This is a genomic window from Halobacterium bonnevillei (assembly GCF_009831555.1).
In the GTDB taxonomy this organism is placed as follows: domain Archaea; phylum Halobacteriota; class Halobacteria; order Halobacteriales; family Halobacteriaceae; genus Halobacterium; species Halobacterium bonnevillei.
In genome coordinates, this window is the sequence record NZ_WUUU01000094.1 from 1 (window position 1) to 11,450 (window position 11,450).

Below are 11,450 nucleotides of genomic sequence, written 5' to 3' on the forward strand. Positions count from 1 at the left end.
ACGCCCGACGGCGGCAACGACCCCGACAACGACGAACCCGCGTACGGGTACCCCGGCGAGGACGGCGCCGAGGAGCGCGCCCCCTGGCTGTAGCCGGTCCGCCCGGGCGGGGACTGCCGATTCTGCGGCCGTCCCTGGGACGGGAAGCCTTTACTCCGCCGCGTCCGTCCCTGGCTGTATGTCCGACAACCGCGTCGTCGAAGGCCGCATGGTGACGCCGAAGAAACTCGCCGCGCTCGTCGAGGGCGAGTCAGTCATGGACGCCGAACCGATCGAGGACGCCGACCGCGACTGCCCCGAGTGCGGGGGCGACGTCCTCTCCGTCGGCTACATGCCCTCCGTCACGGAGTTCGTCACCGGCTACAAGTGCCAGGACTGCGACTGGAGCGACCGCGAACCCTGATTCCTCTGCTCTCTCCGTCTCTTTCTCTCGGTTTCCGCGGCTATCGCGCCCACCGAACGGTCTCGATGTTGTCGCCGCTCGCGACCACCACGCCCACCTGCTCGCCGTCCGCGCACTCCTGGACGTCGATGCGCTGGTAGCCCTCCGTCACGACGTCCCGGAGGTCGGCTTCCAGCGCGTCCGCCTCCTCGACGCCCAGCCGCATCTTCCCGCCCAGCTCGCGAACCACAATCGGGTACTCGGCCATACGAACGCCTACGACCAACCCCCGCAAGAAGCTGACGCGTCCGGCATCCACGGCCGCCACTCGCTCGGCCACCCGGGCCGAACCGAAACCCTCTTAGGAAAAATCACCGTACGCTGGAACGCGAGGGGCTGTGGCCAAGCCAGGCATGGCGACTGACTCCAGAGGCCACGCGCCCGGGACGAAATTCCAGACTGGTATACCGAGCGGCCGACTGATCATCGGTCCGCGACGACGACCCTCTGGAGTTCCGAGGCGCACCGGAGATATCAGTCGATCGGGGGTTCAAATCCCTCCGGCCCCACTAACTTATCTTCCGACCAATAACCCACGTACAGCGGCGGGATTCTTTTACGTCACTCCGAATTTGCGGTCTTTAATTGAACCAACTCTCGGATGCTGGTCGTCGCTATCAGGCGATGAGATATGTGATATGGGCCTTCAAAGAAGTTCCGCCAGATTCTGCTGGCAAGATATTGACTGAGAGTGGTTGCCGCTTGCCGGCCTTATCGAGGTCCAACTTGAGGACGAAATCTCCGTTCAGTAGGTGTGCGAATATATCGAGTCAGTTGCTCAGGAGAGCATCGTATCCGCCTTTGTAGCTCAGGTAGTACGCGACAACCACGAGAAATACGAGGACGAACAGCTGTCCGAATATATCGGGTGGCGAAATAATCGCTGAGAGCGGAAACGCGAGGAGGAAGCTGATAATAAAGCGAGCGTGTGGGGAGTCAAGCATATTTCAATCGAAAACCCAGCCTAATAAAAATGTTATACATATAAATCGAGGGGTGCTTCACCTGTACGTAGCAGTCGCGGCCGGCAGTCGGCCTTATCGCTGTTCCAGATTGGAGAGGTTGATTCAGGGCGATTCCATCTTTCGAGTCGCTATCGTCTCATAGCCTATCGAGAATCTGCCTCCGGCCCGCTGCTCGCCCGTCTTCCGTCCGAGCGTCGTAGTGCTTCTCAAGGACACTCACGCTGACATCGGCTCGTTCACTCACCTTCTCCTTCGGCGCGTTCTGGTTGAGGTGGTACGTGATTGCGGACCGGCGGAGCGGGTGCGCGCTTATCGAAGATGGACACTTCGACGCCTGCTTCTTGTTCGTCGCCTCGCACTCATCGAGGTCGCGGTCGTGAGGACACTCCTGACCGACGAAGCAGGGCCGCGTTATCGCGTACATATCCTTGCGGAGGATAGTGTCGTAGAGCCGGCGTGTCGGCGTCGTGAACAGCGGCTCTCTGCCGTGGTCGTCGGTCAACTCGACGCGATGCACGTCGATGTAGTCGTCCAGCACTTCGCAGAGGTCATCACCGAGGTTCACCTTCCGCTCTGCGTCCGACTTGTTCTTCAACGGCGTGTCCGATTCAGGTCGGTGTCGAACGCGCAGCTGCTGCTTTCTCGGAAGGTAGTCGTCGAGGTCGAGCGCCATCACGGTCCCCATCCGGATGCAGGTGTGCCACATCAGCTGGAAGACCGCGTGACGCCGAGTCGCGTACTCGAACTTGTAGAGGTAGTCGAGGATGTCCTCGACTTCATCCAGTTCGAGCTTGTCGTCGCTCACAATCTGGCCGTCGTCAATTGGCGGTAGCTGGACGAGCTTATGGAAGTCCTGCTTGAGGAGTTGGGCTTCCTCGCACCACTGGAGGAAGACCCGGATGACGGAGAGATTGTTGTAGAGCGTGACGTTGTTGATGTCGTCGCTACGCCGCTGTGTCTTGAACTTCTTGAGGTCGTATCCTGTGATGTCACCGATGTACTCGATGTCCTGCTCGTCGCAGAACTCGACAAGGTAGCCGAGCGGGTACTTGTAGTTCCGCCACGACGATTTGGCTACTTCTGCCTTCTTCTCTTTCAGGAAGTCGTCTACTGCTTGCTGTGGCCGCAGTCGAATGTCGGTCATTGTTTGTATGCCCGATAGAGCGACCAGTCCGAGGTCCGTTGGGAGAGCGCACGTTCGGAGTGTAGTCGGATTGCGTTGCGGTGCGAAGGGCCGCGAACGGCGGAGAGCGACCCTGAGCCGGGGCGTTCAAATCCCTCCGGCCCTACTTCTACGACACCTCACCACGAAGCAACGCGTGTGTCGCTTCGCGTGAGCAAGCGGTGATTGGGGCGCATTTGAACCAGACAGCGGGCGCAGCGTAGCGAGCACGCGCTGGCGTGGTTCGCAATCCCTCCGTTATCCCACGTCGGACCGAAATTTTACCCGTTTAATCACGTAAGCCAGAGCATGTCCCTTCTCGATTCGACTCGGATACTCGCAGGACAGGGCTTCGCGCTGTTCGAGGTCTCGCAGGGAACCATCACCGGTTTGGGGATTCTCGCTGTGCTGGTCCTGATTTTGCTCTCGGCGTTTTTCGCGTCCGCGGAGATCGCGATCTTCTCGCTGGAAGACCACCGAATCGGGACGCTGGCCGCGGAGAACACCCCTGGCGCGGCGACGCTGTCGGCACTGAAATCCGATCCTCGACGGCTGCTGGTGACGATTCTCATCGGGAACAACATCGCCAACATCGGGATGTCCAGCATCACGACAGGGTTGCTGGCGTTCTACTTCACGCCGGGTGAATCCGTCCTGGTGGCGACGTTCGGGGTGACGTCGCTCGTGTTGCTCTTCGGTGAGACGGCACCCAAGTCGTACGGGGTCGAGCACAGCGAGTCGTGGGCGCTCCGGACAGCCCGGCCGCTGCGCGCGGCGCAAACGGTGCTCTATCCCTTCGTGGAGCTGTTCGACGCGCTCACTCGCGTCGTCAATCGCCTGCTGGGCAGCGAGGGTGACTTCGAAACGGCGTACGTCACGCGAGCGGAGGTCGAGGAAGTGATCACGGCCGGCCGGCGAGCGGGCGTGTTCACGGACGAGGAACACCGGATGCTCCAGCGCCTGCTGCGGTTCCGCAACCGCGTCGTCAAGGAGACGATGGTGCCGCGGCGTGACGTGGTCGCGATAGCGGCCGACGAGGACCTCGACGCGGCCGTCGATGCGTGTCTGGACGGTGGATTCACGGAGCTCCCCCTGTACGAGGACGTCCTGGACAGTGTCGTCGGAACCGTCCACCTCCTGGACTTGGTTGATGCGCGCGAACGGAACGGGGAGGCGTCACTTCGCTCCGTCGCCGCCGAGCCGTACGTCGTTCCAGAATCCAAGGAGGTGGACGACCTCCTGGACGAGTTGCGCGCCGAGCGACGACGCATGGCGATCGTCGTCGACGAGTTCGGGGCGACGGCCGGGATCGTGACCATCGAGGACATCGTCGAGGAGATAATCGGCGAAGTGCTCACCGAGACGGAATCGCCGCCGATTCGTCGCCTCGACGACGACTCCGTGGTCGTTCGAGGCGAACTCAACGTCCACGAAGCGAACGAGGCACTCGGGACGGATCTCCCCGAAGCCGGGGAGTTCGAGTCCGTGGCTGGGTTACTCATCAGTCAGACCGGCCGACTCGTCGGGGAGGGCGAGGGAGTGACCTACGACGGGGTCCGGTTGACTGTCGAAACCGCCGAGAACAACCGCATCCTGGAAGTGCGGGTCGACCTCCCCGACGAGACGGCCGAAGCCACGGAACCATCGGGCGAGGAGTAGCCGCCCGATTCGCTGCTCCGTCTCACCGGCCCACAGATTCGGACAGTCCCGTGCACCGCAGCGACGGTCACGTGCGACCGCAGTCACCGGCGTTCGCCTGCGCGTCCTGGGTAACGAGAGCCAGTCCGGTGTGCAACAGACGCGTCCAAACGACGAGGCTCGTCCGAACGATACACTCCCGAACCACCACCAAACCACGGAGCAGAACACCTATGCTGACCGGCCGTGTTGGTCAGTGCCATGGATCGGCGGCGCGTCTTCGGCGTTCTCGCGGTGGTCGTTCTCGTCACCATCGGCGGGTGTAGCGGGGCGATCACCGATGGTGCTACGACGCCGGGGACGACGGACTCGTCGCCCGGGACACCCGGCCCCACGACCGAGGCGACGACGACTACGTCGACAGTGAGTCCGAACGGCACGCTTTCCGTACACTTCCTGAACGTCGGACAGGGCGGAAGCACCCTTGTCGTCGGACCGACCAACGAGACGATGCTCGTAGACACGGGCGACTGGTCCGACGACGGCGAGGACGTCATCGCGTATCTCGAATCGCAGGACGTCGAGCGAATCGACTACCTCGTGTCGACGCACGCCGACGCCGACCACATCGGCGGGCACGCGGCGGTCATCGACTACGTCGAGACGGAGGGGGACGGCGTCGGCGCGGTCTACGACCCCGGCATCGCCTCGAGTTCGCAGACCTACCAGAACTACCTGGACGCGGTGGAGCGCCACGACGTGGCGCTGTACGAGGCGCGTGCGGGCGACCGCATCCCCTTCGAAGGCGTGGGCGCGCGCGTGCTCGCCCCGCCCGCGGACTACATCGCGAACGGCGACCGCAACGAGAACAGCCTGGTGCTGCATCTGGAGTTCGGGGCGTCGTCGTTCCTCCTGCAGGGCGACGGCGAAACGGCCAGCGAGCGCTACCTCGTCGACGAGTACGGGGCCGAGCTGGCGGCGACGGCGCTGAGCGCGAGCCACCACGGTAGCGAGTCCAGTTCCGGCAGCGAGTTCCTCGACGCCGCCGACCCGCGCGTCGCGGTCGTGTCGAGCGCGTACGACTCACAGTACGGCCACCCCGACGAATCGGTGCTCGAGCGCTTCGCCGCGCGGTCGATTCCGACGTACTGGACGGCGACGCACGGGAACGTCAGGATGACGAGCAACGGCAGTGCGCTCACGGTGGCGACCCAGCGGAACGCGCCGACGGACCCGCTGGCGCTCCGCGACGGGGCGCCCATCGAACCGGGGACCGACGACGAGGTGCAGGTCCGCACGGTCGTCCACGTTGACGGTGGGACCACCGACCCGGCGACGACAACCGAGCCGGCGACGACCGAGCCGGCGACGACTGGAGGGACGACTGCCCAGGGGGCGGCGCTATCGGTCGTCGAGGTCCACGCGGACGCCGCGGGGAACGACAACGAGAACCTGGACGACGAGTACGTAGTCTTCGAGAACGCGGGCGACCGGTCGCTGGACCTCGGCGGTTGGACCGTCGCCGACGAAGCCGGCCACACCTACACGTTCCCGGCAGGGTTCTCGCTGGGCGCGGGCGCGCGGGTCACGCTGTACACCGGCGCCGGAGCGGACACGGCGACGTCACTCTACTGGGGCGCCGGCAGCGCAGTCTGGAACAACGGCGGCGACACGGTCGTCGTCCGTACCGAGGACGGCAGCGAAGTGCTCCGGGAGGCCTACGAATGACGACTGATGGCACCTACACGGCGGTGGTGGACCGGTTCGAGGACGACCTCGCAGTGCTCCTGCTCGAGGACGACGGGGAGACGGTCGGCGAAGTGGCCGTCGATGCGGGGCGGCTCCCCGAGGTCGGCCGGCACGCGGACGCGGTGCTGGTCGTCGAACTCGCGGACGGCGAACTGGTCGACGCCGCGTACGATGCGGCCGAGACGACGGACCGCGCAGAAGCCGCCCAGAGCCGATTCGACGAACTCTCCAGGCAACCGCCGTCGACGGACGCGGATTCTGACGCCGACTCGCCGTGACCCAGAGACCGGGATCCGGCCCCGAGGTTCAGTCGCCGTCGGCGTCAGGACGTGCGTCGCGCGCGGAGAGGCTGCCGCCGCACCCGCCGCAGCGGTACTGGTCGGGATTCTTCACGAGTTTCGATTTGCGGTAGCGCGGCATCTCGCTGCCGCAGGACTCACACACCACCCACCAGTTCGGGTCGGCGAACCGCTCGCAGGTGACCGTGGTCTGTAGTTCGTCGGCCCACGCTTCGAAGCGGTCGCCGTGACTGGGGTCGTCGGCTTCGTTGAGCAGGTGAACGTGAATGAGTTCGTGGCGGATGACCGACGCGGTGGCGGCCCAGCCGTGCTCCTGGAAGTACTCCCAGGTGAGCGAGACGGTTTCGGGTTCGTCGTCGCGGTGTTTGACGGCGCCGGCGCGCCGCTTCGCGCGCTTGCTGACCTCCCACTCGAGGTCGCTGACCGAGACGGTGAGGTCGTAGTTCGCGACGACTTCGCGCGCGTAGACCTTCGAGACGGCGAGGAACTCCGGCACGGACGTCTTCCTGTCGACGGCGTAGAAGTCTGTGTCAAGCGGGAGGGGGTCCGAGGACATGGTGGCAGTGAGTTGTGTCGTACCGGGTCAGTCTCCGGTCGGTCGGAGGCCGACGACTACGTGGCGGGCTCGCGACCTGGCGACGACTGTGGTTGTCCGCCAGGACGACGCTCCGGACCTTTAATCTTCGAGTTCCAGGCCGGTCGCCGCCACCCCATCAGCGGCCCCGGCAATGGGAGCCCAGCGGGATAGAGACTCGCGGCAGCGGCCCGGAGACGTCGCAGACGTTCAGAAGACCTGTGGCACAACGTCGGCAGTCTTGAGGTAGTCCCGTACGACGTCGTCGATGCCCGACGTGATCGCGTCTGCGTCGGTGTACCACCAGTTCCCCTCGCTGTAGGCGGCGACGAACGGCAAGTCCGGGAAGGCGTCGATTCGGCCGCGGAGCGACGGGTCGATCGCGAGGAACTCGCGGCCCCCAAGCGACAGCGGGTCGACGTCGTAGGGCAGGGCCGGGACGTCCTCGACGTCGACGCCGAGGAAGAGGTGGCCCGTCTGGAACAGGAGGGTCGTCTCGCAGTCGAAGGCCGTAGCGAGCAGGCCAGCGAGCAGGTACGTCCGGTCCTTGCAGTCGCCGACGGCGGCGACGAGCGTCTCCTCGTTCGTCCTGTGGTAGTCGTACGCTTCCATCGTTTCGGAGTCCGGCGCGTACTGCAGCGCCTGCACGAACTGGACGAGGACGTCGAAGCGACGGCCGGCGTCCAGGGACGCCGGGGTGGTAGCCGTCCGTGCTCCGTCGTCGCCGTCGGACAGGTCCTCGGTGGTGGCCCGCTCGAGGAGCGACGTGGCGAAGTCCTGCGCGACGGGACTCGACAGCGACTCCTCGTACGTCGTGGCGTACCCGCGCTCGCGGGCGACAGCGGCGTCGTACGTGGACCGACGGAGCCGGTAGTCGAACGTCCAGGTCGTCCGGCTGCTATCCGTCCACCGGTAGGACAGCATGTACTCGTTGCCCGCACGGCGACGGGAGAACGCGGCGCCGTCGATCGACGGTCTCGGATCCGAGACGCGTTCGCCAGACAGCACGCGGTCCTTTCTCCTGGAATCCCAACGGAGCGGCGCTGACTCGCAGAGGAAGCCCTCGACGTTCTGGTCCGCGTTCGGCCGCACGTAGACTTCGTAGAACCAATCGCCGGATTCGCCGCGCGTTCGGGGTACCGAGACCGTGACCGTCCGAGTCTCATCGGGGTTGGCGGCGTGGAACTGCCCGCTGGCAGCGCTGCCCAGCACCGCTCCGTCCGGGTACTGCCGCCGGCGGACGAGCACCTCGAAGGAGTCCCGTGCGTCCGGCCAGGAGACGTCGAGCGTCACGGTGGTTTCGGCGACGCCGGAAACTTCGCCATGGACGCCCTCAGCGCGCGCGAGTACTCCCTCCGGAGTCGTTGTGTCGGTCCACGGCGCCAGGTTCTGCCGGGCGAACCGGGAGGACTTCCGCCCCATGAGCACGCCGCCCACGGCGGCACTCCGAGCCAGGAACTGGCGGCGTTCCATAGCTACGGACTTGCTCGGAGCCGAATAAGTTTTCTGTTAGTTCGGGACTTCTTAATTTTACGAGGTGTTCTCGAGGGGGGCGCCCGGCTGTTGCGACGAATCGCTGCGAGAAAACCGGCTCCGGAAGCCGTCGGGTGGACGGTGTCGCGTGATTCCTACCACGGTCAAATCTCCGCTGCGGATTGGGTGACCGTTCACACCCCGACGACTCGACCGGAGGATCAGGACAGTGTGGCTGCACAGACCGCTGTGTGCTACCGGTCAACCGGGCTCAGGTGTCCGCTTCGACGAAAATACAGTTCCCGCGTCGGTCTGGACGACCGTCGGCAACCGACGGTCGTCAGCCCTCGATCGGGATGGTCTCGCCGCGGGCCGTGGCCTCCGCGATGATCGGGAGCGTCACTTCGAGGACGCCGTTGTTGTACGAGGCCGAAATCTCGTCCTCGTCGATCTCCTTCGGGAAGCGGAAGCGGCGGTGGTATGTTTTCTTCCGCCCGCGGCCCTCGTCGACGTGCTCGGCCGAGACGTTCAGGACGCCGTCGTCCCAGGCGACCTCGATTTCGTCCGTCTCGAAGCCGGGCATGTCAACGGAGAGGACGAAGTCGTCGTCCTCCTCGTACAATTCGTAGTCGCTACCACCGAACCCGCCCTCGCCGAACAGCTGCGAGGGCAGGTCGAGACCCTGCATCCACGAACTCGGGCTTGTCGTGGGCAGTGGCATGGTTCTCACCTCGCTACATCTGACAGTATCCTCGCGGTTCGTAAAGAATCCCACGAATCCAACAAATTTAATATAGATTTTTCTTGTCATTGGGTGTCACGCCCCGTCCGAGGGAACAGATTTGGAACGCAATCCACAACCGATATACCGGTGTGGGGCAGAGTGTCGATAACCGTGACGAACACGCAGGTCACTCTCGTCCAACTGGACAACTACGGGCCGTGGACGGTGACGCCGTCGCCGCGCCGCGAAGTCGACCTCCAGACGATGCAGTCGCGCATGTACGCCGACCTCTCGCAGGCGTTCGGCATGCGCGACGGCTACGTCTTCTTCACGCGCTTCGACAACATGATCGCCGTCACCAACGGCCTCGACCTCGAAGACCACGCCCGAATCCAGGAGTCGGTTCGGAACCGCTACCCGGTCACCGTCAGCCTCTCGATGGGGACCGGTCCGTCGCCCGCGGACGCGCTCGTCGACGCCACCGCCGCCCTCCAGGACCAAGGCAGCGCGCAGGACGCCGACCGGCGCGAAGCGCTACTCGGGCAGCCGATTCCCGAAGCCGAGCGAACGGACGACGACGTCCAGATCGCGCACTTCGACGTGGTCGACGCCACCGGCACGTACACTGACCAACTCGACGCGTTCTCCTCGTTCGCGCACATCGAGCAGGGGTACGCGACGCTCATGCGGTACATGCACGACGCCCACGACTCGCTGTCGTTCTTCGTGGGCGGCGACAACATCATCGCGGTCTGCCCGGATCTCTCGACGGCCGACTACGCGGACGCCATCGACCACGTCAGCGCCACCGCGGGCGTCGACGTCCGCGTCGGCGTCGGTCGCGGCACCTCGGCCCACGACGCCGGCATGGGCGCCAAGCACGCCCTCGAGGACGCCCGCGACCACGAAAGCGACGTGGAAGTCCTCCCCGAGCCCTGAGAGTGGCCGCCGGACCGGCAGCGTCGTCGAGCGCCGACCGACGTGATGCGTACTTTTACGTCGGTCCCCGCCTGTCGTCTGGACAACTCTAGAGAGAGTTTGCCCAACACCCATACGGGTGGCCACCCGAGTCGCTCACGAGGCAACCGAATGCGGTCCCGACACCACACGACGAAAGGATGGAGAAAGCGCTCTGGTACCTGTTCGTGGGGACGCGCGGCGGCGCGAACCGCGCGCGACTCGTGCGAGCCCTCGAGGAGCGACCGCGGAACGCGAACCAACTGAGTGACATGCTCGACGTCGACTACAACACCGTCCGCTACCACCTCGACAAACTCGAGGACCACGACGTCGTGGAAGCGGGCGGCGAGGACTACGGCGAACTGTACTTCCTGACCGACCGCTTCGACGCACACCGCGACGCCTTCGAGGACGTCGTCGAACACCTGGACTGACAATGGCAATGGCAACCGAAACGATGGCGGCGACCGCACTGTCAGCAGTCAACCTCGTCGTGCTCGTCTCGCTGGCGGGCGTCTGGGTGCGCAACTACTTCGAGTTCCGCACGCCGCTCGTGTTGGGGCTCGTCGCGTTCAGCGCCGTGCTCGCCGTGGAGAACGCCGTCGCCGTCTACTTCTTCTTCAGCATGCACATGCTGTACTCCGGCGACCCGGTCGTCCAGACCATCGTCCTGGTGATGCGCCTCCTGCAGTTCGTCGCCGTCGCCGCACTCGCGTGGGTGACGATGCGGTGACGCCGCCGCGACCAGTCGCTTTTTGCCCCGCGGTCCGTAGCCCAGAGTGATGGTCGACGGCGAACGCCTCCCCGGCGCACCCGACACCGCGGAGCGCATCGTCCTGCACGTCGACATGGACTGCTTCTACGCCAGCTGCGAGCGCCTCCGCGAACCCGAGTTGCGGGGGGAGCCCCTCGTCGTCGGGATGGGGTACCAGGAGGATCAGACCGTGGGCGCCGTCGCGACGGCGAGCTACGAGGCCCGCGAGTACGGCGTCCAGAGCGCGCAGGCGATCAGCGCCGCGCTCGACCGCCTGCCGCGGACGGCCGACGACCCGGACGACCCGGACGCGGGCTACTATCGGCCGGTCGACATCGGCTTCTACCAGGACGTCGGCAGCGACGTCAAGGACATCCTCTACGACCTCGGGGACACCGTCCGCGAGCTCAGCATCGACGAGGCGTACCTCGACGTCACCGGGCGGACCGCGTGGGACGTCGCCGAGGGGTTCGCGCGCCACGTCAAACAGCGCATCGAGCGGGAGGTCGGCGTCCCGGCGAGTGTCGGCGTCGCGCCGGACATGAGCACCGCGAAACTCGCCAGCGACCACGACAAACCCGACGGCCTCGTGGTCGTGAAACCGGGCGAAGTACGGGAGTTTCTCGCGCCCATCGACGTCGCCGACGTCCACGGCGTCGGGCCGGTGCGCGCACGCGAACTCCGCGAGATGGGCATCGAGACGGCGGGCG

The 11,450-nt window shown here is 65.3% G+C and carries 14 protein-coding genes and 1 tRNA gene; 9 read left to right on the plus strand and 6 right to left on the minus strand.

All coding sequences use genetic code 11. From position 1 onward, the window contains the following. Positions 1–178 precede the first annotated feature (178 nt). Positions 179–403, plus strand: coding sequence for a DUF5795 family protein (locus GRX66_RS11680; protein ID WP_159526723.1), 225 nt, complete (start codon positions 179–181; stop codon positions 401–403). Between the two features lie 40 nt (positions 404–443). On the opposite strand, the gene GRX66_RS11685 is transcribed toward GRX66_RS11680, so the two are convergent. Continuing rightward, on the minus strand, positions 444–650 hold the full coding sequence (locus GRX66_RS11685) for a hypothetical protein (RefSeq protein WP_159526724.1): 207 nt from the start codon (positions 648–650) through the stop codon (positions 444–446). 124 nt (positions 651–774) lie between these two features. On the opposite strand from GRX66_RS11685, the gene GRX66_RS11690 reads away from it, so the two are divergent. Next, positions 775–951 (plus strand) — tRNA-Trp (locus GRX66_RS11690). 261 nt (positions 952–1,212) lie between these two features. Here the strand turns inward: GRX66_RS11690 and GRX66_RS19535 are convergent. Both GRX66_RS19535 and GRX66_RS11695 read right to left on the minus strand, forming a co-directional pair. Next, complete coding sequence (locus GRX66_RS19535) at positions 1,213–1,386, minus strand: hypothetical protein (protein WP_201293002.1); 174 nt, start codon at positions 1,384–1,386, stop codon at positions 1,213–1,215. Between the two features lie 157 nt (positions 1,387–1,543). Beyond that, positions 1,544–2,551, minus strand: coding sequence for a tyrosine-type recombinase/integrase (locus tag GRX66_RS11695; RefSeq protein WP_159526725.1), 1,008 nt, complete (start codon positions 2,549–2,551; stop codon positions 1,544–1,546). Between the two features lie 327 nt (positions 2,552–2,878). Here GRX66_RS11695 and GRX66_RS11700 point away from each other — a divergent pair, with 327 nt between their 5' ends. The 3 genes from GRX66_RS11700 (at position 2,879) to GRX66_RS11710 (ending at position 6,234) form a co-directional block, all read left to right on the plus strand. Further along, positions 2,879–4,228: a hemolysin family protein gene (locus GRX66_RS11700; protein WP_201293003.1), complete on the plus strand. Its 1,350-nt coding sequence runs from the start codon at positions 2,879–2,881 to the stop codon at positions 4,226–4,228. A 240-nt stretch (positions 4,229–4,468) separates the two neighbouring features. Then, on the plus strand, positions 4,469–5,935 hold the full coding sequence (locus GRX66_RS11705; protein ID WP_159526726.1) for a lamin tail domain-containing protein: 1,467 nt from the start codon (positions 4,469–4,471) through the stop codon (positions 5,933–5,935). Further along, on the plus strand, positions 5,932–6,234 hold the full coding sequence (locus GRX66_RS11710; protein WP_159526727.1) for a DUF3006 domain-containing protein: 303 nt from the start codon (positions 5,932–5,934) through the stop codon (positions 6,232–6,234). Before GRX66_RS11705 ends, GRX66_RS11710 begins: the two co-directional genes overlap by 4 nt. 28 nt (positions 6,235–6,262) lie before the next feature. On the opposite strand, the gene GRX66_RS11715 is transcribed toward GRX66_RS11710, so the two are convergent. From GRX66_RS11715 to GRX66_RS11725, 3 genes are all read right to left on the minus strand, one after another. Then, positions 6,263–6,811 carry a SprT-like domain-containing protein gene (locus GRX66_RS11715; protein WP_159526728.1) on the minus strand — a complete coding sequence of 183 codons (549 nt, stop codon included), beginning with the start codon at positions 6,809–6,811 and terminating at the stop codon, positions 6,263–6,265. Positions 6,812–7,039: 228 nt separating this feature from the next. Beyond that, complete coding sequence (locus tag GRX66_RS11720; protein WP_159526729.1) at positions 7,040–8,302, minus strand: hypothetical protein; 1,263 nt, start codon at positions 8,300–8,302, stop codon at positions 7,040–7,042. A 340-nt stretch (positions 8,303–8,642) separates the two neighbouring features. Further along, on the minus strand, positions 8,643–9,023 hold the full coding sequence (locus GRX66_RS11725) for an Hsp20/alpha crystallin family protein (protein WP_159526730.1): 381 nt from the start codon (positions 9,021–9,023) through the stop codon (positions 8,643–8,645). A 174-nt stretch (positions 9,024–9,197) separates the two neighbouring features. Between GRX66_RS11725 and GRX66_RS11730 the strand changes: the two genes are divergently transcribed. The 4 genes from GRX66_RS11730 to GRX66_RS11745 all read left to right on the plus strand — a co-directional run. Further along, the gene (locus tag GRX66_RS11730; protein WP_325064080.1) at positions 9,198–9,965 is read left to right on the plus strand and encodes a GTP cyclohydrolase IIa; all 768 of its coding nucleotides are present in this window, start codon (positions 9,198–9,200) and stop codon (positions 9,963–9,965) included. A 179-nt stretch (positions 9,966–10,144) separates the two neighbouring features. Continuing rightward, positions 10,145–10,420: an ArsR/SmtB family transcription factor gene (locus GRX66_RS11735; protein WP_159526731.1), complete on the plus strand. Its 276-nt coding sequence runs from the start codon at positions 10,145–10,147 to the stop codon at positions 10,418–10,420. Between the two features lie 2 nt (positions 10,421–10,422). After that, complete coding sequence (locus tag GRX66_RS11740; protein WP_159526732.1) at positions 10,423–10,719, plus strand: hypothetical protein; 297 nt, start codon at positions 10,423–10,425, stop codon at positions 10,717–10,719. A 49-nt stretch (positions 10,720–10,768) separates the two neighbouring features. Beyond that, the coding region (locus GRX66_RS11745; RefSeq protein WP_201293004.1) for a DNA polymerase Y family protein at positions 10,769–11,450 on the plus strand (682 nt) is incomplete at its 3' end.

Coding starts and splice junctions, on each gene's coding strand:
- GRX66_RS11695 (WP_159526725.1), bottom strand. CDS start 2,551: ATGACCGACATTCGACTGCGGCCACAGCAAGCAGTAGACGACTTCCTG.
- GRX66_RS11715 (WP_159526728.1), bottom strand. CDS start 6,811: ATGTCCTCGGACCCCCTCCCGCTTGACACAGACTTCTACGCCGTCGAC.
- GRX66_RS11705 (WP_159526726.1), top strand. CDS start 4,469: ATGGATCGGCGGCGCGTCTTCGGCGTTCTCGCGGTGGTCGTTCTCGTC.
- GRX66_RS11685 (WP_159526724.1), bottom strand. CDS start 650: ATGGCCGAGTACCCGATTGTGGTTCGCGAGCTGGGCGGGAAGATGCGG.
- GRX66_RS11725 (WP_159526730.1), bottom strand. CDS start 9,023: ATGCCACTGCCCACGACAAGCCCGAGTTCGTGGATGCAGGGTCTCGAC.
- GRX66_RS11720 (WP_159526729.1), bottom strand. CDS start 8,302: ATGGAACGCCGCCAGTTCCTGGCTCGGAGTGCCGCCGTGGGCGGCGTG.
- GRX66_RS11680 (WP_159526723.1), top strand. CDS start 179: ATGTCCGACAACCGCGTCGTCGAAGGCCGCATGGTGACGCCGAAGAAA.
- GRX66_RS11710 (WP_159526727.1), top strand. CDS start 5,932: ATGACGACTGATGGCACCTACACGGCGGTGGTGGACCGGTTCGAGGAC.
- GRX66_RS11740 (WP_159526732.1), top strand. CDS start 10,423: ATGGCAATGGCAACCGAAACGATGGCGGCGACCGCACTGTCAGCAGTC.
- GRX66_RS19535 (WP_201293002.1), bottom strand. CDS start 1,386: ATGCTTGACTCCCCACACGCTCGCTTTATTATCAGCTTCCTCCTCGCG.
- GRX66_RS11735 (WP_159526731.1), top strand. CDS start 10,145: ATGGAGAAAGCGCTCTGGTACCTGTTCGTGGGGACGCGCGGCGGCGCG.
- GRX66_RS11700 (WP_201293003.1), top strand. CDS start 2,879: ATGTCCCTTCTCGATTCGACTCGGATACTCGCAGGACAGGGCTTCGCG.